17 protein-coding genes and 1 pseudogene are annotated in these 21,492 nt (G+C 70.7%); 12 read left to right on the forward strand and 6 right to left on the reverse strand.

The genetic code is table 11. The features are described from left to right. Position 1 precedes the first annotated feature (1 nt). The 5 genes from lgt to ACTWQA_RS26540 all read left to right on the forward strand — a co-directional run bounded on the left by lgt (position 2) and on the right by ACTWQA_RS26540 (position 4,461). Positions 2–1,366 (forward strand): prolipoprotein diacylglyceryl transferase, encoded by a 1,365-nt coding sequence (gene lgt / locus ACTWQA_RS26520; protein WP_443161792.1) that lies wholly within the window; start codon positions 2–4, stop codon positions 1,364–1,366. Beyond that, complete coding sequence (locus ACTWQA_RS26525) at positions 1,363–2,067, forward strand: VIT1/CCC1 transporter family protein (RefSeq protein WP_305922035.1); 705 nt, start codon at positions 1,363–1,365, stop codon at positions 2,065–2,067. Before lgt ends, ACTWQA_RS26525 begins: the two co-directional genes overlap by 4 nt. Before the next feature lie 627 nt (positions 2,068–2,694). Beyond that, complete coding sequence (locus tag ACTWQA_RS26530; RefSeq protein ID WP_443161793.1) at positions 2,695–2,886, forward strand: hypothetical protein; 192 nt, start codon at positions 2,695–2,697, stop codon at positions 2,884–2,886. Positions 2,887–2,948: 62 nt separating this feature from the next. Beyond that, complete coding sequence (locus ACTWQA_RS26535; RefSeq protein WP_443161794.1) at positions 2,949–3,746, forward strand: hypothetical protein; 798 nt, start codon at positions 2,949–2,951, stop codon at positions 3,744–3,746. A gap of 127 nt (positions 3,747–3,873) precedes the next feature. Then, on the forward strand, positions 3,874–4,461 hold the full coding sequence (locus ACTWQA_RS26540) for a hypothetical protein (RefSeq protein WP_443161795.1): 588 nt from the start codon (positions 3,874–3,876) through the stop codon (positions 4,459–4,461). A 29-nt stretch (positions 4,462–4,490) separates the two neighbouring features. On the opposite strand, the gene ACTWQA_RS26545 is transcribed toward ACTWQA_RS26540, so the two are convergent. Next, positions 4,491–6,110 (reverse strand): bis-aminopropyl spermidine synthase family protein, encoded by a 1,620-nt coding sequence (locus ACTWQA_RS26545; RefSeq protein WP_443161796.1) that lies wholly within the window; start codon positions 6,108–6,110, stop codon positions 4,491–4,493. Positions 6,111–6,594: 484 nt separating this feature from the next. Between ACTWQA_RS26545 and gltB the strand changes: the two genes are divergently transcribed. Together gltB and ACTWQA_RS26555 are read left to right on the forward strand one after the other, a co-directional pair. Beyond that, entirely contained in the window at positions 6,595–11,100 is a 4,506-nt protein-coding gene (gene gltB / locus ACTWQA_RS26550; protein ID WP_443161797.1) for a glutamate synthase large subunit, read from the forward strand. A 13-nt stretch (positions 11,101–11,113) separates the two neighbouring features. After that, a complete protein-coding gene (locus ACTWQA_RS26555; protein WP_443161798.1) occupies positions 11,114–12,592 on the forward strand; it encodes a glutamate synthase subunit beta in 1,479 nt (492 codons plus the stop codon). A 33-nt stretch (positions 12,593–12,625) separates the two neighbouring features. On the opposite strand, the gene ACTWQA_RS26560 is transcribed toward ACTWQA_RS26555, so the two are convergent. After that, positions 12,626–13,165, reverse strand: a complete 540-nt coding sequence (locus ACTWQA_RS26560; protein WP_443161799.1) for an MmyB family transcriptional regulator — start codon at positions 13,163–13,165, stop codon at positions 12,626–12,628. A gap of 269 nt (positions 13,166–13,434) precedes the next feature. On the opposite strand from ACTWQA_RS26560, the gene ACTWQA_RS26565 reads away from it, so the two are divergent. From ACTWQA_RS26565 to pyk, 4 genes are all read left to right on the forward strand, one after another. Continuing rightward, the gene (locus ACTWQA_RS26565) at positions 13,435–14,181 is read left to right on the forward strand and encodes an aldo/keto reductase (protein ID WP_443161800.1); all 747 of its coding nucleotides are present in this window, start codon (positions 13,435–13,437) and stop codon (positions 14,179–14,181) included. A gap of 143 nt (positions 14,182–14,324) precedes the next feature. Beyond that, positions 14,325–16,001: a S8 family peptidase gene (locus ACTWQA_RS26570; protein ID WP_443161801.1), complete on the forward strand. Its 1,677-nt coding sequence runs from the start codon at positions 14,325–14,327 to the stop codon at positions 15,999–16,001. Further along, positions 15,998–16,348, forward strand: coding sequence for a DUF2784 domain-containing protein (locus tag ACTWQA_RS26575; protein WP_327583102.1), 351 nt, complete (start codon positions 15,998–16,000; stop codon positions 16,346–16,348). The genes ACTWQA_RS26570 and ACTWQA_RS26575 overlap by 4 nt, the downstream gene beginning before the upstream one ends. Positions 16,349–16,383: 35 nt before the next feature. Next, positions 16,384–17,814: a pyruvate kinase gene (pyk, locus tag ACTWQA_RS26580; protein WP_305922045.1), complete on the forward strand. Its 1,431-nt coding sequence runs from the start codon at positions 16,384–16,386 to the stop codon at positions 17,812–17,814. Between the two features lie 506 nt (positions 17,815–18,320). Here the strand turns inward: pyk and dapD are convergent. From dapD to ACTWQA_RS26595, 3 genes and pseudogenes are all read right to left on the reverse strand, one after another. Continuing rightward, positions 18,321–19,286: a 2,3,4,5-tetrahydropyridine-2,6-dicarboxylate N-succinyltransferase gene (dapD, locus tag ACTWQA_RS26585; protein WP_443161802.1), complete on the reverse strand. Its 966-nt coding sequence runs from the start codon at positions 19,284–19,286 to the stop codon at positions 18,321–18,323. 55 nt (positions 19,287–19,341) lie between these two features. Beyond that, positions 19,342–19,764: a pyridoxamine 5'-phosphate oxidase family protein gene (locus ACTWQA_RS26590; protein ID WP_443161803.1), complete on the reverse strand. Its 423-nt coding sequence runs from the start codon at positions 19,762–19,764 to the stop codon at positions 19,342–19,344. A 262-nt stretch (positions 19,765–20,026) separates the two neighbouring features. Continuing rightward, a pseudogene (locus tag ACTWQA_RS26595) lies at positions 20,027–20,317 on the reverse strand (hypothetical protein); the annotation flags it as partial. Positions 20,318–20,399: 82 nt separating this feature from the next. On the opposite strand from ACTWQA_RS26595, the gene ACTWQA_RS26600 reads away from it, so the two are divergent. Then, positions 20,400–20,708: a hypothetical protein gene (locus ACTWQA_RS26600; protein ID WP_443161804.1), complete on the forward strand. Its 309-nt coding sequence runs from the start codon at positions 20,400–20,402 to the stop codon at positions 20,706–20,708. On the opposite strand, the gene ACTWQA_RS26605 is transcribed toward ACTWQA_RS26600, so the two are convergent. Then, entirely contained in the window at positions 20,687–21,436 is a 750-nt protein-coding gene (locus ACTWQA_RS26605; RefSeq protein WP_443161805.1) for a helix-turn-helix domain-containing protein, read from the reverse strand. The two genes, ACTWQA_RS26600 and ACTWQA_RS26605, sit on opposite strands and share 22 nt — an antisense overlap. Positions 21,437–21,492 lie beyond the last annotated feature (56 nt).

Below are 21,492 nucleotides of genomic sequence, written 5' to 3' on the forward strand. Positions count from 1 at the left end.
CATGCCCCTTGCCTCGATTCCCAGCCCCTCTGAGGGGGTCTGGTATCTCGGAATCATCCCGATCCGGGCTTATGCGCTGTGCATCGTGCTCGGCGTTGTCGTCGCCGTCTGGTTGAGCGAGCGGCGCTGGCGCGCCCGCGGCGGCCAGAAGGGGACGATCGTCGACATCGCCGTCCCCGCGGTCATCTTCGGCCTCATCGGCGGACGCCTCTATCACGTCATCACGGACTGGCAGACCTACTTCGGCAGCCGTGCGATCAAGGAGCCCTACCAGGCGCTGTTCATCTGGGAGGGCGGCCTCGGCATCTGGGGCGCGGTCGCGCTCGGCGGCCTCGGCGTCTGGCTGGCCGTGCGCAGGCGCGGCATCTCCTTCAGCGCGATGGCCGACACGGTCGCGCCCGGCATCGCCTTCGCGCAAGGCATCGGCCGGTGGGGCAACTGGTTCAACCAGGAGCTCTACGGCTCGCCGACCACGCTGCCGTGGGGCCTGGAGATCGACGCCGCCCACGGGGGAGAGCCCGGCGTGCTCTACCACCCGACCTTCCTGTACGAGTCGATCTGGGACGTGGCGCTCGGCTTCGCGCTCATCTTCGCGGGCCGGCGGTTCGCGCTGCACCACGGGCGGCTGTTCGCCCTCTACGTCGCCGGCTACACGCTGGGCCGCTTCTGGATCGAGGGGCTGCGCATCGACCCGGTCGGCGGGGTGGACCACGCGGTGACGTTCCTCGGGCTGCGGATCAACCAGTGGACGTCGATCGTGTTGTTCGTCGGGGCGTTGGTCTACTTCTGGGCGACCAGGAACAAGCAGGGCGTGGAGGTCGTCGTGCCACCGTCCGCCACCGAGGCGGATCCGGCACACCCGGCCGACCAGGCCGACGCCGACTCCCCGGACACGACCACCGGGGACAGCGACCCCGCCACCGGGGACAGCAACCCCGCCACCGGGGACAGCGACCCCGCCACCGGGGACAGCGACCCCGCCACCGGGGACAGCAACCCCGCCACCGGGGACGGCGACCCCGGTGCCGCGGAGGCGGCCGAGCGGAGCGATGATGCCGCGGACGCGACCGGGGAGGACGGGAGCAAGGCAACGGCTGACGCCGCGGTTGAGACCGGGGCGGACGAGAGCGGCACGCGGGGCGACGACACGCCCGGGGCCGGTGAGGCTGAGGTCAGCGGGACGGAGGACGGCCGGTCCGACGACGACGCCCCCGGATCCTCGGACGCCTCGGAGGTGTCGGACGCGGACACTTCCGACCCTTCGGACACGAACACCGCCGCTGCAGACCGCGCCGAAGCCGAGCCTGCCGAAGCCGAGCCTGCCGACCGACCTGAAGCCGTGAGCAAGGAGAAGAATTCGCGATGAGTGGCCGCGCGGAGGCCCACCACCAGCATCGCGACGTCACCGGGGGCTGGTTGCGGCCCTCGGTGTTCGGCGCGATGGACGGCTTGGTGTCGAACTTCGCGCTCATCGCGGGTGTCGCGGGCGGCACCGCGAACACCAAGGTCATCGCCCTCGGCGGCGTCGCCGGACTGGCCGCCGGGGCCCTGTCCATGGCGGGCGGCGAATACGTCTCGGTGGCCAGCCAGCGTGAGCTCGCCCAGGCCGAGATCGCCGTCGAGCGGCGCGAGCTCGACCGCCACCCCGACGACGAGCGGGCCGAGCTGGCTCAGACCTTCGTCGACAAGGGTGTGGAGCCGGGACTGGCCGCCGAGGTGGCCAGGCAGATCTCCCAGAACCCGGACCGGGCGCTGGAGGTCCACACCCGCACCGAGCTCGGCGTCGTCCCCGGTGAGCTGCCGTCGCCGATGGTGGCCGCGGTGTCGTCGTTCCTGGCCTTCGCGGTGGGCGCGGTGCTCCCGCTGCTGCCGTACGTGTTCGGGGCCGAGGGGCTGGTGGTGTCGGCAGTGGTGTCCTGCGTGGCGCTGTTCGCGGCGGGTGCGATGGTGTCGGCCATCACGGCGCGCAGCTGGTGGTATTCGGGGCTGCGTCAGCTCGTGGTGGGCGGAGTGGCGGCTGGAGTCACCTTTGGCGTGGGCAGTCTGATCGGGGCGACGGGGCTGTGATGGCCCGCAGACGAGCCGGATCCCGTCCTAAGGGAGGCCACCCGGCACCAGGGACGGACGAGGCGGGCCTCAGCGGGAGCGTTCCGGGGGGTAGTGCGCTCGGCGGCGGTGCGCCGGGTGGTGGTGGCCGTTCGGGAACGGGCATGGACGGTGGCGGCCAGGCTGGTGGCGGCCGTTCGGGTGGTGATTACGGCAGCTGGTCGGCGGGTGCGCATGGGGGCGCTGCCGGTGGCTTTGAGCAGGCGGCGGGCGGGTTCGGCAACGCTGCGGTCGCCGGGCCCCTGCCAACGGCGGCGGGATATGGCAGCGCAGCGCCGGTCGGGCATGGCGGTGGGGCGCCGGTCGGTGGCCGCCATTCGACGACCAGCGCTGACCGCGGTGAACGAGCCGCGGCTGCCCGCAGCGGGACGGCGACAAATGCCGATCAGCGCGGTTACCCCGCCGCCTCGGGTGGCGAGAGCGGTGCGTCGCTGGGGGATGCGGGCGAGGGCCGTCGGTCGTCGTACCGCGCCGGCAGGCGCGGCCGGTCGTCGGCGGGTTTCGGTGAAGGCAGCCGGTCGTCGGCGAGCTTCAGTGAGGGCGGCCGGTCGTCGGCGGGCGCCGGTGAGGGTGGCCGGTTGTCGACGGGTGAAGGTCGTCAGGTCGCGGCCGGTTTCGGCGATGGTGGGCCGCCGGCGGATCATTTCGCCGACGGCGGCCGGTCCCGGTCTCGTGGTGCTGACGGCGGCCGGTCGGCTGGTGCTGACGGCGGCTGGTCGGCGGCGGGCAGGGGCGATGGTGGTCGGCTGGCTGACGTCGGGGACGATGACGGCCCGTTGATGTCCGGTATCGAGGCCGGTGGCCGATCAGCGAGGAGCGCCGATGAGGGGCCCGGTGTGGCCGTGTCCCGCAAGAGGCGGCGTACCCCACGCTCCGATTGGCAGTTCCCGTTGCTCACCGACTGGGGTCTCCGCCCGGAGCGGCAGCGGCTGCTCGTCATCATCGCCACGGTCGTCGGCGTGCTGGCGAGCGGGGCCGGCCTGGTGGCCATCGCCGGGTCGATCGGCGACTACTCGCCCGAACGGCAGGCCGGCGCCGTGCCGGAGTCTGACACCGCGTTGCCGCAGGTGTTTCGCGGGTGGGGCTCACCCAAGCTGTTCGACCCCCTCGCCGACAGGGCCAAGGACGGCCGGGCGCTCACGGAGAAGGAGGTGTTCGCGCAGAGCGAGCTGGCGGTGACCAAGAAGCTCAAGCTCAAGCTCGTCGCCAAGCAGCTCGACACCGACTGCGCGGCCGCGCTGTGGGGCGAGAACCTTATCGAACGGGTGTCGGAGGCCGGATGCACCCAGGTCGCGCGCGGACTCTACGCCAGCTCCGACGGCCGCTACGTCGGCCAGTACACCCTGCTCAACCTGAAAGACGGCCAGTCGGCCGCCGAGCTGGTCGAGTCGTTGAAGACGCTTTACCGCGGCGGCTGGGCACGTCCCCTGACCTCGTCCAAGGGCGCCTTCCCCGCAGGCGGGCACTCCGAGGCGGGCGGTTACGCCCTCGGCCACTACGTCGGCCTGGTGTGGCTCGGCAGGATCGACGGCACCGAGCCCGGCCCCAAGGACGACTTCGTCTCACTCGCGCTGGCCCTGCGCGGGGCCGAGAAGGCCGTGTACCGCCGTGTCGTCTCCATCACGGGACCGTCCTCCTGATGGCCGCCCAGGCAGGTGTCCGCGGTCTCATGTCCGCTCGGCCAAGCGGCCGTCACACCGGTGTCCCGACGCCCCGCCGAGCCATGGGGGTCCGTAATGTTGTCAGCTGCAGGGGAGCGGTCGGCTGATGTCCCGACGTGTCGTCATCTCCGTCGTGGTCGCCAACGTGGTGGTCATCGCCGTGGTCGGGTGGCTGTGGTTGCGGCGTGACGATCCCCGGCCGACCGCGTTCCACAGCGAGTCCACGTCCGCCTTCTACACGGCCGTCGACACCCGGCAGAACGACTCCGAGCCGCTGACCAGGCAAGAGGTCTTCACCCCCGCCACCCAGACCCTGGGCACCATGCACCTGGACTCCACGCAGGAGTTCACTGACTGTGACGAGGTCCTCTGGGGCACCTCCGCCCTGGGGTGCACGCAAGCGCTGCAGGGCACGTACAGGGGGAGTGCGGTGGCGGGCCAGTTCGTCATCTTCAACCTGAGCGACGGGCGGGCGGCCGATGCGCTGGTGGCGGCGCTGGGCAAGGATGGCTTCGTACGGCAGGGCATCATGTTCGAGGCCGCCGGCAGCCGTGCTCAGGCCCGTGCCATGGGCCATTACGTGACGGTGAGCTGGGTCGGCGGCCCGGTGCCCGCGCAGGAGCTGGTGGCCGCCCTCGTCGCGCTGGACGGACTCGGGCGTGTGGTCCAAGGGCGGATCGTCGCCGCCACCTGACGACACTCGCCGGGGCGTGGTGAGCGTTCTCAGGTTGTCGTGGTGAGGGCCGAGATCGTCGCTGCGACCGCATGTGGGAGGGTGGCCAGGCGGTGGAGCGGGGCTTCCAGCGGGGTGAGGCCGTCCGACCACGGGGCGGCCTCGCGGATGAGAATGCGGGCCTCGTTCTTGGTGAGCGTCGTGCCCTGCATGCGGGCCACCGCGATGAGCCCCTCCCGCCACGTGTTGGCCAGCTTGGCGTGGCCGTTGTCCAGGATCCTGCGCAGCACGCCTGGTGCGTCGCCCTCCGGTGCCGGGAGGCGTACGGCGTCGAGTGAACCGAGGCCGGCGCTGAGCTTGTAGACGGTGGCCAGCACGTCGGGGACGGGCGGGAGGGAGGTCCCGAGGACGCGTACGTGGGCGGCACGGGTGGCCAGGAGCAGGCGGGGGAGCGCGGCCTCCAGACCGGGTGGTACGGCGATCGCCACGCGGTCGACGGCGGCCGCGTAGGGCTTGGCCAGCCAGGTCGAAAGCTTGACCCGGGGTTGGCTCAGATCTTTCGGCCAGTCGCCTACCAGCAGGTCCGCGTCGAAGTCCGGCGGCAGGTCAGGGATGGGCGGAGAGGCTGGATGGGCCTTCTGCGGGGCTGAGGGGGTGGTCTGGGCGGCTTCGACGGACTGCGGGCCCTGAGTGTAGATAGCGGTCGTCAGGCGGCTCAGGCGGGATGTCACGGCCGGGCGCGTCTTGGTGGTGGGGCGCAGAACGTACAGGTCAGCGGCAGAGCCGATGGCTTCAGCGCCGAAATAGCGATTGAAATCGGGGTAAATCGCCTCGTACGTCAGGTTGAGCTCGGACAGGGCTTGCTGCACCTTGAAGGCCAGCATCGGGGTGCGCTCGCTCGCCCCGTACGCCAGCAACACCCGCCCATTGTCGGTCAAGCCCTCCACGGCGCGTGCCACGAACAGGCCGATGCCCTCCGGCGTGTACGGGGGATCGGTGAGCGCCAGGTCATGGTCCCTGGCCGAGGCCGGCAGGCCGAGGCGCAGGTCGGCCCAGCGGGTGCGGACGCCCAGGTCCTGGTCGTCGATGTAGGCGAGGATGCGCTCGTCGAGGTCCACCACGGTCACGTCCGTCTCCGGGTGGACGAGTTTGACGGCCAGCGAGGTGAGGTCGTGGTCACCGACGCACAGCAGGCGCGTGCCCGGGAGCCAGAAGCGGGCGCCGAGCAGGAGTGCGCGTCGCAGCACGGTGTCCGGCGTGGCGGAGACGTGGTCGAGCACGTGACGGGCGTGTGGGGCGCCGGCGATGAGTGCGGTGAGGCGTTCCAGCACGTGGGCGTAATGGGGGACCATGTGGCCCACCGGGTCCTCGGGCGGGGGCGCCACGGCGAGGAGGTCCTGATAGTCGGGGGTGTGGGTGAGCGGCACCCGGAAGCGGTCTCCGTCCTGCTCCAGGTGGAGCTCGCGGAGCAGGGTCTCGATGGTGCGCCTCGATGTGGCCCCGGCCCTCACCAGGTCCGGCAGCGTCCACCACTGGCCGTCGCACAGGAGCGCCAGGAGGTGCCGCAGCCGCCTGCTGTCCGCGCCCGCGGCGTCGAGCAGGCGCTCCAGGCCCTCCCGCTCCGTCCGGTCCTGACCTGCACCGTCACGCTCCGCACCGACCCGCTCCATGGTGCAACCCTATCGAGGGCGCGGGGCGGTCTCTGCTGTGCGTCGGGCAGGCGGACCCGCCCGGTCGCCGGCTTCCGGCGGGTTGTGTCATCCCGGCATCCCGTGTGGTTCCGCCCCGGCCCGGCGCTGGAGGTCAACGGGAAGAAGAGGGCGTAGGTGAACAGCGAGGAGAAGATGGCTGGAGGGGTGAGCGGGAGCGATGGGGCGGGGCGGGTGCGAGACCTGGCGGTGGCCTGCCGGATGGTGGGAAGAAATCGCTCCCTGTGGCGTAAATCGCAGCTCAGATGGGGAATTTCGCCGCCCTCGCCCGAGGTTTGGGATAGAGAGTTCGGATGCTGGGACGGGTTCGAATGTTCGCAATGCGGACGTGGCGGGCACCATTCCGGCAGGGTGCGGTAACCTCTACCCACGATATGCAGCAGGGCCAACGTCGTCCCCGCCTGTAGCCGGTTTTGAGACAGACGATGACGACGGGAGGGATTCAATGCCTGCTGCCCACCTCGGGTTCCCCGAGCCCCAGGGCCTCTACCACCCCGCCAACGAGCACGATGCCTGCGGTGTCGCCATGGTCGCCGACGTCGCGGGACGCCGGGGGCATGGGATCGTGGTCAAGGCGCTGACGGCGCTGTGCAACCTTGATCATCGGGGGGCCAAGGGTAGCGAGCCGGACACCGGAGACGGGGCCGGGATCCTGACGCAGATCCCCGACACTTTCTTCCGCACCACCGTGCCGTTCGCGCTGCCCGCCGCGGGTGCGTACGCGACCGGCATCGCCTTCCTGCCGTTCGACGAGCAGGCCAGGAGCGTCGCGACGGGCCTGATCGAGGAGATCGCGGCCGAGGAGGGCCTCACCGTGCTCGGCTGGCGCGAGGTGCCGGTCGACCGCGAGCTGCCGGGGCCGAGCGCCCGGGCCGTCATGCCGCACTTCGCCCAGCTGTTCGTGTCGAGCCCCGACGGGTGCGAGGGGCTGGAGCTGGACCGGCTGGCGTTCTGCCTGCGCAAGAGGGCCGAGCACGAGGCGGACGTCTACTTCCCCTCCCTGTCGGCGCGCACGATCGTCTACAAGGGCATGCTCACCCCCGACCAGGTCGAGCCGTTCTTCCCCGACCTGTCCGACGAGCGCTACGAGACCGCGATCGCCCTGGTGCACTCGCGTTTCTCCACCAACACCTTCCCCAGCTGGCCGCTGGCGCACCCCTACCGCTACATCGCCCACAACGGCGAGATCAACACGGTCAAGGGCAACCGCAACTGGATGCGGGCCCGCGAGGCGATGCTGGCCTCCGCCCACATCCCGGGCGATATTTCGCGACTTTTCCCCATCTGTGACCCGGATGGCAGCGACACCGCCAGCTTCGACGAGGCCTTGGAGCTGCTCCACATCGGCGGCCGCAGCCTCCCGCACGCCGTGCTCATGATGATCCCCGAGGCGTGGGAGAACCACACCGAGATGGACCCGGCCCGCCGGGCCTTCTACGAGTTCCACTCCTCGATGATGGAGGCCTGGGACGGCCCCGCGTCGATCACCTTCACCGACGGCACCCTCGCCGGCGCCGTGCTCGACCGCAACGGCCTGCGCCCCGGACGTTTCTGGGTGACCGCCGACGGCCTGGTCGTGCTGGCCTCCGAGGCCGGCGTGCTGGACATCAAGCCCGAGGACGTCGTCCGCAAGGGCCGTCTGCAGCCCGGCAAGATGTTCCTCATCGACACCGCGCGCGGCAAGATCATCGAGGACGACGAGATCAAGGCCGAGCTGGCCGCCGAGCTGCCTTACGAGGAGTGGCTGCACGCGGGCCTCGTCCGCTTCGAGGAGCTGCCGGCCCGCCAGCGGGAGATCCCCACGCACGAGGCGCTCGTCAAGCGGCAGCAGACCTTCGGCTACACCGAGGAAGAGCTGCGCATCATCCTGTCGCCGATGGCGAAGGCCGGCCAGGAGCCGATCGGCTCGATGGGCACCGACACGCCCGTCGCCGTGCTGAGCGAGAAGCCGCGGCTGCTGTTCGACTACTTCACGCAGCTGTTCGCGCAGGTCACCAACCCGCCGCTGGACGCCATCCGTGAGGAGCTGGTCACCTCCCTGGCCAGCACCATCGGCCCCGAGGGCAACCTGCTCGACCCGGGCCCGAGCTCGTGCCGTCAGCTCGTGCTGCCCTACCCGGTGCTCGACAACGACGAGCTCGCCAAGATCATCCACATCAACGACGAGCACGACCTGCCCGGCTTCCACCCGCACGTCATCAGCGGCCTGTACGAGGTCGCCGGCGGCGGCGAGGCGCTGCTGCGCCGCCTGGAGGAGATCCGGGCCGAGGCGTCCCAGGCGATCGCTGACGGCGCCCGCATCCTCGTGCTGAGCGACCGCGGCTCGTCCGAGACGCTGGCGCCGATCCCGTCGCTGCTGCTGACCGGCGCGGTGCACCACCACCTGATCCAGGAGAAGACCCGCACCAAGATCGGTCTGGTCGTCGAGACCGCCGAGGCCCGCGAGTGCCACCACATGGCGCTGCTCATCGGCTACGGCGCCGGCGCGATCAACCCGTACCTGGCGATCGAGACCGTCGAGGACCTGGTCGACACCGGCGTCCTGCAGCTCGACAAGCACAAGGCCGTGCGCAACCTGATCAAGGCGTACGGCAAGGGCGTCATCAAGGTCATGTCCAAGATGGGCGTGTCGACGGTGGCCTCCTACACCGGCGCGCAGATCTTCGAGGCGCTCGGCCTGAGCCAGGAGGTCATCGACTCCTGCTTCACCGGCACCACCTCGCGCCTGGGCGGCGTCGGCTTCGACGTGCTGGCCGAGGAGGTCGCGCAGCGGCACCGGCACGCCTACCCGCGGGCCGAGAACGCCCACCGCCGGCTCCAGGTCGGCGGCGAATACCAGTGGCGGCGCGAGGGCGAGCCGCACCTGTTCAACCCCGAGACGGTCTTCAAGCTGCAGCACGCCACCAGGACGCGCCGCTACGAGATCTTCAAGGAGTACACGAACCTCGTGGACTCCCAGGCGGAGCGGCTGATGACCCTGCGCGGCCTGTTCAAGCTGCGCAAGGGCAACCCGATCCCCATCGACGAGGTCGAGCCCGTCGAGAGCATCGTCAAGCGGTTCTCCACCGGCGCGATGTCGTACGGCTCCATCTCGATGGAGGCGCACGAGACGCTCGCCATCGCGATGAACCAGCTCGGCGGCAAGTCCAACACCGGTGAGGGCGGCGAGGACCCCGAGCGGCTCTACGACCCCGCCCGCAGGTCCGCGATCAAGCAGGTGGCCTCCGGCCGGTTCGGCGTCACCAGCGAATACCTGGTCAACGCCGCCGACCTGCAGATCAAGATGGCCCAGGGCGCCAAGCCCGGCGAGGGCGGCCAGCTGCCCGGTCACAAGGTCTACCCGTGGATCGCCAAGACCCGGCACTCCACGCCCGGCGTCGGCCTCATCTCGCCGCCGCCGCACCACGACATCTACTCGATCGAGGACCTGGCCCAGCTCATCCACGACCTGAAGAACTCCAACCCGGAGGCCAGGGTCCACGTGAAGCTGGTTGCCGAGGTCGGTGTCGGCACGGTCGCCGCGGGTGTGTCGAAGGCGCACGCCGACGTGGTGCTCATCTCCGGGCACGACGGCGGCACCGGCGCCTCGCCGCTCACCTCGCTCAAGCACGCGGGCGCCCCGTGGGAGCTCGGCCTGGCCGAGACCCAGCAGACGCTGCTGCTCAACGACCTGCGCGACCGGATCGTCGTCCAGGTCGACGGCCAGCTCAAGACCGGCCGCGACGTCGTCATCGCCGCGCTGCTCGGCGCCGAGGAGTACGGCTTCGCCACCGCGCCCCTCGTCGTCTCCGGCTGCGTGATGATGCGGGTCTGCCACCTCGACACCTGCCCCGTGGGCGTCGCCACGCAGAACCCCGAGCTGCGCAAGCGCTTCACCGGCAAGCCCGAGTTCGTGGTCAACTTCTTCCAGTTCATCGCCGAGGAGATCCGCGAATACCTGGCCGAGCTGGGCTTCCGCACGCTCGACGAGGCGATCGGCCACGTCGAGCTGCTCGACACGACGGCGGCCGAGGAGCACTGGAAGGCGAGCGGGCTCGACCTGTCGCCGATCCTGCACCAGCCCGAGCTGCCCGCCGGCACCGCGCTGCACAAGGTCATCGAGCAGGACCACGGCCTGCAGCACGCGCTGGACAACACGCTCATCCAGCTCGCCGAGGGCGCGCTCAACGAGCGCACCCCGGTCACGCTGGAGCTGCCCATCCGCAACGTGAACCGCACGGTCGGCACCATGCTCGGCTACCAGGTCACCAAGCGGTACGGTGGCGCGGGCCTGCCCGACAACACCATCGACATCTCCTTCACCGGCTCGGCGGGCAACTCGTTCGGCGCGTTCATGCCGCGCGGGATCACGCTGCGCCTGACCGGCGACGCCAACGACTACCTCGGCAAGGGCCTGTCCGGCGGGCGGATCACCGTCCGGCCGCACGAGGAGGCCCCGCTCGACGGGCAGATCATCGCCGGCAACGTCGCCCTGTACGGGGCCACGTCCGGTGAGGCGTTCGTCCGCGGTGTCGTGGGCGAGCGGTTCTGCGTGCGCAACTCCGGCGCCACGGCGGTCGTCGAGGGCGTGGGCGACCACGGCTGCGAGTACATGACCGGCGGCCGGGCCGTCGTCCTCGGCCCCACCGGGCGCAACTTCGCGGCCGGCATGTCGGGCGGCATCGCGTACCTGCTGGATCTCAAGCCCGAGCGGGTCAACCGCGAGATGGTCGCCATCGAGGCGCTCACCGAAGAGGACGCCGAGTTCCTCAAGGAGACCGTCGAGAAGCACTTCGCGGAGACCGCGTCCCCCGTCGCCAAGCAGCTGCTGGCGGAGTGGGACCAGGCGGTCGGCAGGTTCGGCAAGATCATGCCGACGGACTACAAGAGGGTGCTGGCCGCCGCCGAGGCCGCCCGCATCGAAGGCAGAGACATCGACGAGGCGGTCATGGCCGCCGCGGTTCAGAGCTAAGGGAGGCGTACCGATGGCTGACCCCAAGGGTTTTCTCACGCACGACCGGGAGCTGCCGGCGCGCCGCCCCGTCGATGTGCGCATCAGCGACTGGCGTGAGGTCTACCAGGACTTCTCGCAGGAGAAGCTGACCAAGCAGGCGGCCCGCTGCATGGACTGCGGCATCCCGTTCTGCCACAACGGCTGCCCGCTGGGCAACCTCATCCCCGAGTGGAACGACCTCGTCTACCGCACCGACTGGCGCGAGGCGATCGAGCGGCTGCACGCCACGAACAACTTCCCGGAGTTCACCGGCAGGCTCTGCCCGGCTCCGTGTGAGGCGGCGTGCGTGCTGGGCATCAACTCCGACCCGGTGGCGATCAAGCGGGTCGAGGTAGAGATCATCGACCGGGCGTTCGCCGAGGGCTGGGTGACCCCGCAGCCTCCGGCCGTCAAGACCGGCAAGAAGGTCGCGGTCGTCGGTTCGGGCCCCGCGGGCCTGGCCGCCGCCCAGCAGCTCACCAGGGCCGGGCACGACGTGGTGGTGTTCGAGCGGGCCGACCGCATCGGCGGCCTGCTGCGCTACGGCATCCCCGAGTTCAAGATGGAGAAGCGGCACATCGAGCGCCGCCTGGAGCAGATGCGGGCCGAGGGCACCGAGTTCCGCACCAGCGTCAACGTGGGCGTGGACGTCACGGCCGCGCAGCTGCGCGCGGAGTTCGACGCGGTCGTGCTGGCCGGCGGCGCCACCCAGTGGCGTGACCTGCCGGCGGCCGGGCGCGAGCTCAAGGGCATCTACCAGGCGATGGAGTACCTGCCGCTGTCCAACAAGGTCCAGGAGGGCGACTACGCGGTCCCGCCCATCTCGGCCGAGGGCAAGCACGTCGTGGTGATCGGCGGCGGCGACACCGGCGCCGACTGCATCGGCACGGCGATCAGGCAGGGCGCCAAGTCCGTCACCCAGCTCGAGATCATGCCGCAGCCGCCGGTCTCCCGGCCCGGCAGCCAGCCGTGGCCCACGTTCCCCATCCTGTTCAAGATGGAGAGCGCCCACGAGGAGCTGGCCGACGGCGGCGGGGAGCGGGTCTACGCGGTGTCCACCACCGAGTTCGCCGGCGACGCCGACGGCAACGTGCGGGCGCTGCGCCTGATCGAGGTCGAGGGGCCGCAGAGCGGGTTCAAGCCCATCCCGGGCACCGAGCGGGAGATCCCGGCCGAGCTGGTCACCCTGTCCATGGGCTTCCTCGGCCCCGAGAAGGGCGCCCTGCTGCAGGACCTGGCCGAGGACGGCGGCGACGGCTTCTACGACAAGCGGGGCAACGTCTCGCGCGACAAGACGTACATGTCCAAGGTCGACGGCGTGTTCGTGGCCGGCGACATGGGGCGCGGGCAGTCGCTCATCGTGTGGGCCATCGCCGAGGGGCGTGCCGCCGCCTCGGGCGTGGACCGCTACCTGACCGGAGAGACGGCGCTGCCGTACCCGATCCTGCCGACCGCGCGGCCGCTGGTCTGATAACGCCTGCCCCGGCCGCCGGGCGCGCCGCCGTCAGGCGCGTCCGGCCGCCGGGGCTTCGGCGCTCATGAGGGGTCTGACGCGGTCGCACGTGGCCGTGACGGCGTCCAGCGCGCGCTGGGACGCCGGGTCGGCGGCACGGTAGATGACCAGCCGCTGGCCCGGAGCCTGCAGCGGGGCCAGCACCTCGTATTCGACGGTCAGCGGGCCGGCCGTGGCGTGCCGCAGGCGCTTCTTGCCCCGGCCGTTCACGCGGACGTCGCGCAGCGCCCACAGGCGGGCGACCTCCTCGCTGCCTGAGGTCAGCTCGTCGATCAGCTCCGACAGGGCCGTGTCGTCGGGGTGGGCCGCCCACGCCGCCCGCAGGTCCGCGATGCCTTCGCGCAGCGTGCGCTCCCGATCGCGGTAGAAGTCGCGCAGGCCCGGGTGCAGCGTGCACAACCACATGCTGTTGCGCTGCTCCGAAGGCAGCGCGCCGAAGTCGACCACCAGAGCCGCCATCTCCGGTTTCCACGCGATGATGTCGAACCGGTGGTTGAGCAGCATGGCCGGCAGCGGGGACAGGTCGAGCACGAGCCGGGAGACCGGGCCCGCCTCGTCAGCGGTTCAAGCGATGGACGCAGGCCACGGCCCTGCTCCAGGCGAATGACGTAGTCGACGCTGACGCCGGCCAGCTCGGCGACCTCTTCCCTGCGCAGGCCGGGAGTGCGGCGCTGGGAGCGGCGAGCGGGCAGCGCGACGTCGCGGGGATCCAGGCGTTCGCGGCGGGTGCGCAGGAAGGCCGCACCTACCGGTTGCTCGGCCGCTCCGGCCTGCGGGTCTCGCCGCTGGCCCTGGGGACCATGACGTTCGGGACGGATTGGGGCTGGGGCTCGGACACCGACTACATCGACCTGCTCTATTTGCACGCCTGGGACTTCACCACCCCCGTCGAGGAGATCTTGCGCGCCATGGACGACCTCGTCAGGATGGGCAAGGTCCTCTACGTCGGCATCTCCGACGCGCCCGCCTGGCAGGTCTCCCGCATGCAGGCCATCGCCGACCTGCGGGGCTGGGCGCCGCTGATCGCCCTGCAGATCGAGTACAGCCTGGTCCAGCGCACGGTGGAGCGCGATCTCATCCCGATGGCGCGCGAGATGGGGCTCGGCGTGATCCCGTGGTCGCCCCTGGCCAGCGGGGTGCTGACCGGCAAGTACACCAGAGCCGACCTCGATGCGGGCGAGGGCACCGCCGACCCCTCCGGAACCCGCAAGAACGTGGCGGCGGCCAACGGCGCGCTGACCGAGCGGGCCCTGGACATCGCCGACGTGGTCAAGCAGGTCGCCGGTGAGCTGGGCGTGACGCCGTCGCAGGTCGCGCTGGCCTGGACGACGCTCAACCCCGGCGTCACGGCGCCGATCGTGGGGGCGCGTACACCGGCACAGCTCGAGGACAACCTGGGCGCGCTCGACGTGCGCTTCACCGAGAGCCAGCTGGCCGCTCTGGAGGAGGCCAGCCGGGTCGCGCTCGGCTTCCCGCACGACTTCCTCGCCTCGCCCATGCCGCGCCAGGTCGTCTTCGGCGGCGCCGAGATCGACCTGACCCGCTGACCCCGCCGCGAGCTGGGGCGAAGCGGACTTCTCGGTGTGGTCCGCTTCGCCCCTGATCGAGCGGAATTTCACTACGAAGTTGCATCAGTCGATGACTGTCGGGAAGATGCAGGTTCTGCGGCAAGTCGGCGGATGGGGGAACAATGCGGCGAGTCGCCTCTGGCTGGACGGCACTGGCTGCCGTGGTCGCGCTCGCCGCCTGCTCACCCACGCCCCCCGCGGGCGGGGGCACCCAGAGCAAGCCGACCAGCCCCTCCGTCCAGCACGCCGACTTCCTCGTCTTCTACGCCGCGGGCCGGCACCAGCAGGCGCTGAAGGCCGTCGAGCGGGCGGGCGGCACCACCGTGGGCGAGGACCCCAGGCTCGGCTACCTCCTGGCCGACGGCGGCGGCAGGACCTTCGCAGAGGACCTGGGAACCGACCCGGCCATCGTCGGTGTCTCCCCGGATCGGGCCATCGGCTCGACCGCGGCCCGCCGTACCGGACTCGCGGCCCGCCGTACCGGACCCGCAGCCTTCCCCGACGCGTCGGCGCTCCTCGCGAGCCGCCCCGGCGAGCCACTCGCCGGCCTCCAGTGGGACATGCGGATGATCGGCGCCGACCGCGCGAACGCCAAGGTGCCCGGCAGCAGGCAGGTGCTGGTCGGGGTCATCGACACCGGCATCGACGGCAAGCACCCCGACATCGCCGCCAACTTCGACCACGAGCTCAGCCGCAACTTCGTCACCGACAAGCCCAAGGACGACAACGGCGAGACGCTGGACGGCCCGTGCGAGGCCAAGGACTGCAAGGACCCGGTCGACGAGGACGACGACGGCCACGGCACCCACGTGGCCAGCACCATCGCCGCCCCGATCAACGGCATCGGCATCGCCGGCGTCGCCCCGGACGTGCGGCTGGTGAACATCCGGGCCGGCCAGGACTCCGGGTTCTTCTTCCTCAAGCCCAGCCTCGACGCGCTCACCTACGCCGCCGACATCGGCGTCGACGTCGCCAACCTGAGCTATTTCGTCGACCCCTGGCTGTTCAACTGCACGAACAACAGATCCGACTCCAGGAAGCAGCAACTCGAGCAGCAGGCCATCATCACCGGCATGCAGCGGGCCATCGACTACGCCCGCGGCAAGGGCGTCACCCTGGTCTCCGCGCTCGGCAACGGCGCCGCCGACCTCGGCCGCCCCACGGTCGACGACAAGAGCCCCGGCTACCCCGAAGGCGAGCAGAAGGTCCGCAGGGTCGACAACTCCTGCATCAACGTGCCCGCCGAGTCCAACGGCGTCATCTCCGTCTCCTCGATCGGCCCCTCCGGACGCAAGGCCATCTACAGCGACTACGGTGTCGAGCAGACCGACCTGTCCGCCCCGGGCGGCGACGTGCTCGACGGCACGGGCGCCAAGGCCACCCGGTCCATCCTGGGCGCGGCTCCCGAGCGCGTGCTGCGCGCCGCCGGCCGGATCGACGCCTCGGGCAACCCGAAGGGCGCGGATGTCGTACGGGACTGCACGCGCAGCCCGTGCGCCTACTACCAATACCTGGACGGCACCTCCATGGCCGCCCCCCACGCCACCGGCGTCGCCGCCATCCTCATCAGCCGCTTCGGCAAGCCCGGCGCCGGCGGGGCGCTGTCCCTCGCCCCCGCCACCGTCGAGGACCTCCTCTACAAGAGCGCCGCCCAGAAGGCGTGCCCGACACCCCGCCAGTACGTCTACAAGTCCTACGGCCAGACCGACACGCACATGTGCGAAGGAGAGCAATCCCGTAACGGTTTCTACGGACGGGGCATGGTGGACGCCTGGAAGGCGGCTACCTTCGAACCATGATGTATCGCCTCGTCGCGGACGCCGCGATGATGGTGCACTTCCTGTTCCTCGCCTACATGGCGGTGGGCGGATTCCTGGCGTGGCGGTGGCGGCGGACGATCTGGGCCCACCTCGCCGTGGTCGCCTGGGGCGTGTTGTCGGTCGTCACTGGGGTAGAGTGCCCGCTGACCCTCGCCGAGGACTGGGGGCGGCGGCAGGCCGGGACGCAAGGGCTGCCGGCGTCCGGCTTCATCGACCACTACATCGAGGGCGTGATCTACCCGGAGGAGTACACGAACTTGGCACGCCTGGGGGTAGCCGTTCTCGTGCTGTTCTCCTACGTCGGGTACGTTCTCCGGCGTCAATGACTGCCAAGTGGTCTGTACCAATTAAGGTAGGACTCGTGACTCGTCGCGCGAAAATCGTCTGCACCCTAGGCCCTGCCACTTCGTCCGAAGAACGCCTCCGCGAGCTGATCGCCGCGGGCATGGACGTGGCGCGGTTCAACCTCAGCCACGGCAATCATGACTTGCACCGAGAGGTCTACGACCGCGTGAGGAGGGTGGCGGCCGATCTCGGCCGTGGCGTAGGCGTGCTCGCCGACCTGCAGGGCCCCAAGATCCGCGTGGGCACCTTCGAAGAGGGCCCCGTCAGGCTCGGCTTCGGCGACGTCTTCGCCATCACCACCGAAGACGTGCCGGGAGATCGCGAGCAGGTCTCCACCACCTACAAGGGGCTGCCCTACGACGTGCGGTCCGGTGACACGATCCTGGTCGACGACGGTCGCCTCGTGCTCGAGGTGACCCGGGTCGACGGCGATCGCGTCGTCACCCGCGTCGTCATCGGCGGCATGATCTCCGACAACAAGGGGCTCAACCTGCCCGGCGTCAACGTCAGCGCGCCCGCGCTGACCGACAAGGACGAGGCCGACCTGCGCTGGGCGCTGCGCACCGGCTGCGACATGATCGCCCTGTCCTTCGTCCGCCGCCCGTCCGACGCCGACGTGGTGCGCAACATCATGGAGCAGGAGGCCGTGCGCCTGCCGCTGCTCGCCAAGATCGAGAAGCCGCAGGCCGTCGACCGCCTCCCCGACATCATCGAGGCCTTCGACGGCATCATGGTCGCCCGCGGCGACCTCGGCGTCGAGCTGCCCCTGGAGCAGGTGCCGATCGTGCAGCGGCGCATCATCGAGCTGTGCCGCGAGAAGGCCCGCCCGGTCATCGTCGCCACCCAGATGCTCGATTCGATGATGAGCGCCCCGCGCCCCACCCGCGCCGAGGCCTCCGACGTGGCTTACGCCGTCATGGACGGCGCCGACGCGATCATGCTGTCGGGCGAGACGTCGGTCGGCAACTACCCGATCGAATCCGTCTCCACGATGGACCGCATCGCCTGCGCCGCCGAGGCCTCCTCCCTGCGGGCCACCCACACGCTGGAGCGCATGCCCGAGACCACGGGCGGCGCCATCGCGCGGGCCGCGGCCGAGGTGGGCGCCATCGTGGGCGCCAAGGCGCTGGTGGCCTTCACGATGTCGGGCGAGACGGCGCGGCGGCTGGCCCGCTACCGCTCGCCGATCCCGCTACTGGCCTTCACGTCGGCACCCCACGTGCGGGGGCAGCTGTCGCTGACGTGGGGGGTGGAGACGTTCCACGTGCCGTTCGTGCATCACACCGATGACATGGTGCGGCAGGTCGAGGCGTCGTTGTTGTCGCTGGGACGGCTGGAGAAGGGGGACAAGGTGGTCATCGTGGCCGGCTCGCCTCCCGGCACCCCGGGCTCCACCAACGCCCTGCGCGTCCACACCATCGGCTCGGCGGTGTCCCACGCGAGCTAGGTCTTCATTCTTTACGGCAGGCCACCTGGGCTCCAACCGCCGACGCTGGTGACCGGCCCTCCAGGGGGACGGTTACCAGCTTCACCGCCGCGCCGCCGTGACGGCGCAACCTTGACCAAGGCCGTGGCCTGCGGCTGGGCCGTGTGGCGCGCTGTCGGGGACGGTTCATGGTGCCGCAACGCAGTGCGCTACCCGCGACGCGCTGGCCTGAGCTCCGCTGCGTTGCCTGGCTGCGAGCCGCCGCTGTCGGCCTGAGCCTCAGCGACCCCATTGCCGCGCTGCAGGCCTGCGCCATAGAGCGGTGCCCGAAGACCTCGTGCCCGGCGCGCCAAGCCATTGTCATTGCCCTCGCGCCGGTCTGTGCTCCGCGCGTGGCGGCTGGAGCCTCTTGCGGCGACGCCCTGCTCCGGGGCCTTACGCACGTGGCCGGCTGCCGTGCCGTGGTCCGGAAAGACGGTCACGGGGCAGCCGGCGTGCCTACCCGGGGCCGGGTTGGCCGGCTCGCCTCAGTTGGCGTGGAGGGCGGCGTTGAGCTCGATGCCGGTGCCCGTGCGGGGGACCGCCTCGACGGCGCCCGACTGGGAGTTGCGCCGCAGGAGGATCCCGTTCGCGCCGGACAGCTCGGCCGCCTTGACCACCTTGCCGTCGGGGAGGGCGACCTTCGTGCCCGCCGTCACGTACAGGCCGGCCTCCACCACGCAGTCGTCGCCCAGGGAGATGCCGATGCCGGCGTTGGCGCCCAGCAGGCAGCGCTCACCGATCGAGATGACCTGCTTGCCGCCGCCCGAGAGCGTACCCATGATCGAGGCGCCGCCGCCCACGTCGGAGCCGTCGCCGACCACGACGCCCGCCGAGATCCGGCCCTCGACCATCGAGGAGCCCAGCGTGCCGGCGTTGAAGTTCACGAAACCCTCGTGCATGACCGTCGTGCCGCCGGCCAGGTGCGCGCCCAGGCGTACCCGGTCGGCGTCGGCGATCCGCACGCCCGGCGGCAGCACGTAGTCCACCATCCGCGGGAACTTGTCCACCCCGTAGACCGTCACCGCGCCCCTCGCCCGCAGCCGCAGGCGGGTCTGCTCGAAGTCCGGCACCGGGCACGGCCCGAAGTTGGTCCACACCACGTTCGCCAGCAGGCCGAAAACGCCGTCCAGGTTGGCCCCGTGCGGCTTGATCAGGCGGGTGGAGAGCAGGTGCAGGCGCAGGTAGACGTCGTGGGCGTCCACGGGCGCCTCCGACAGCTTGGCGATGCCGGTGCGCACCGCCACCACCTCCACGCCCCGCGCCGTGTCGGGGCCCGTCAGCGAGGCCAGCTCACCGGCCTCGGCGGCGGACAGCCGCTCGGTGCCCGAAAGGGGCGCCTCGCCCAGCTCGGGAGCGGGGAACCAGGTGTCGAGTACGGTGCCGTCGGCGGCGATGGTCGCGAGGCCGACGCCGAACGCGCCGGTCGAGGTGGGATCGATAGCAGTCGTCACGGGCCCCAAAATACCGGTCCGCGGCTCACCCCAGAGCATCAGGCCTGGGGGTGGGTCAGCCAAGGGCGCCCAGGTCGGCCGAGAGCCAGCGTTCCGGGCGCATCACGAATGTCACGAGCGCGTGCAGGTCCGCGCCCTGCACATAGCCCGCCGCCGCGTCCGGCGGCAGGTATCGGGCGGAGATGCGGGTCAGGTCCTCCAGCGTCGTGGGATCGGTACGCACGACAGGCCCCTCCACCGACACGTACCGATACGTCGGGCTGACCCGCTGGACCAACATCGAGAACCGGCCCGCCTTCGCGATCAGCTTCGCCTTGACCGAGTCGCCGTCCGTCAGGAAGCGAAGCTCCCCGCCGGGGCTGTAGTCGTACCAGACGGGCACCGCCAGCGGCCCCCGGCCGTCGCCCGCCTCGACCGCCAGGCCTGCGATGTGCGGCTCCGCCAGGAAGGCCTCCCGCTCCGCAACGCTCAACGGCATCCCGCCCACCCCCGTATTCGTTGATCTCCAGTCGGCTATTCCCGGTGGGAGCGGTCCCGAAAAGCTGCCATCCGTCGTCAGGCCGGCGCGGGGACAGACGTTCGGCGACGGCCGAGGCCGTGCGCACGAAGGCCGGTGAGGCGTCCGACTCCGGCGCCATCGCGATCAACCGGCCCAGCTGCATCAACGTCGCGGGATCGTTGATGTCCGCATGCTGCCTCGGCCACAAAGGGGTCGGATCGGCCTCGAGTTCGGCCACGCGCACGAACGCCCGCCCCGCCAGTCGGTGCCCTCGGGGGACGATCGCGACGCTGCCCTCCACCCGCAGTGGCTCGCTGTCGAACCCTGCCAGGTCCTCGTACGGGATGTGCAGGAACGCCACGTCCGCCGTGCCGTCGCGGACCAGCCGCGCCCGCTCCGCCACCCCGCACCGCCCGCTGGGTGCGCGCCGCCGCGGCGACCACCGCGTCGAGGACCTGGGCGCCTCCCTGGCCGGCACCTCGCCCGCCGCGGTCAGCGAGACCCCGCGACTGGACCGGTCGAACAACCTCACCCCCCAGCCGCCGCTCCAGCTTCTGGATCGCCCGCGACAACGGCGGCTGCGCCATGCCCAGCCGCTCGGCCGCCCGCCCGAAATGCGGCTCCTCCGCGTCCTCATGGTCACCAATGCTCTGCTGCCCCTGCTCAGACGCTCACCCTCGGCCCGCATCGTCAACGTCTCCAGCGGCGTCGGCTCCCTCGCCCACCACACGGACCCTGAGCACTACATGTCCGGCCTGCCGGCCGCCGCCACCGACCCGGTGTCCAAGACCGCGCTCAACCAGCTCACCGTCCAGTACGCCAAGGAGCTCAGCAAGGACGGCATCCTCGTCAAGGCCGATGGGCGGCTTCTTCGACGACGCGGGGACGATGCCCTGGTGAGTCAGTATTTGGGGCCGACGTAGAGGTCGAGCAGCTCGACGGCCTCCCGCTTGGCCACTGACAGCTCGTTGCGGTTGTTGAAGCGCCAGGCGACGCCGAGCAGGTCCAGCGCCTCGCAACAGAGGGCCAGAATGTCGCGGGATTCGTTCTTGAAGTGGTAGCGCGGGTATTCGTACCAGCGGACCCCGCTGGGAAGGGCACGGCGGACGTAGTTCATACCGCGGAAGCCGTCGGAGTGGAACAAGCCCCGGGCGAACATCCCCGGATGCGCCTCCACAATCTCCTGCTGCCAGTCCGCCAGTTTGATCTCGCGTTGATGCTTCATGCCGGGGCCATGCTGGGGAAACAGGCACACCCAGTGCTTGGAGTAGCTCTTCACCTCCGTGCAACCCTTGCGTTGACGGCGGCTGACAGACGAGGTGGGCATGGTCTGCGCCATCGTCTGCCCGGCCTCCTCGATCAGGCCCGGCCAGCCGTCGCCGCAGAAGAGGGACAGCTGAAAGACCTCCTTGCGGCAGCGCACGATGTGCCCGTCCCCGAGATAGAGCCCCAGCAGATGGGCATATGCCACGTGGTCGAGGTCGCGGCCATGGCAGCGGGGACAGCTGTGGTGACGCCGGAGATCCTCGTCCTCGTGCGCGCGCCGGGCACCGGTCCGCCACTTCTGGACCGCTCCAATGGAGACCTCACACAACTCGGCCACCTGGCGATCGAAGAGGCCCTGGGCCGAGAGTCGGAGGGCTCGCTCCACAGTCTCACGAGAGTGCACGAGTCCAGAATGGCGAACGTCACCGACAGTTTTCGGCT

This window comes from Nonomuraea sp. 10N515B (assembly GCF_052245915.1).
In the GTDB taxonomy this organism is placed as follows: Bacteria; Actinomycetota; Actinomycetes; order Streptosporangiales; family Streptosporangiaceae; genus Nonomuraea.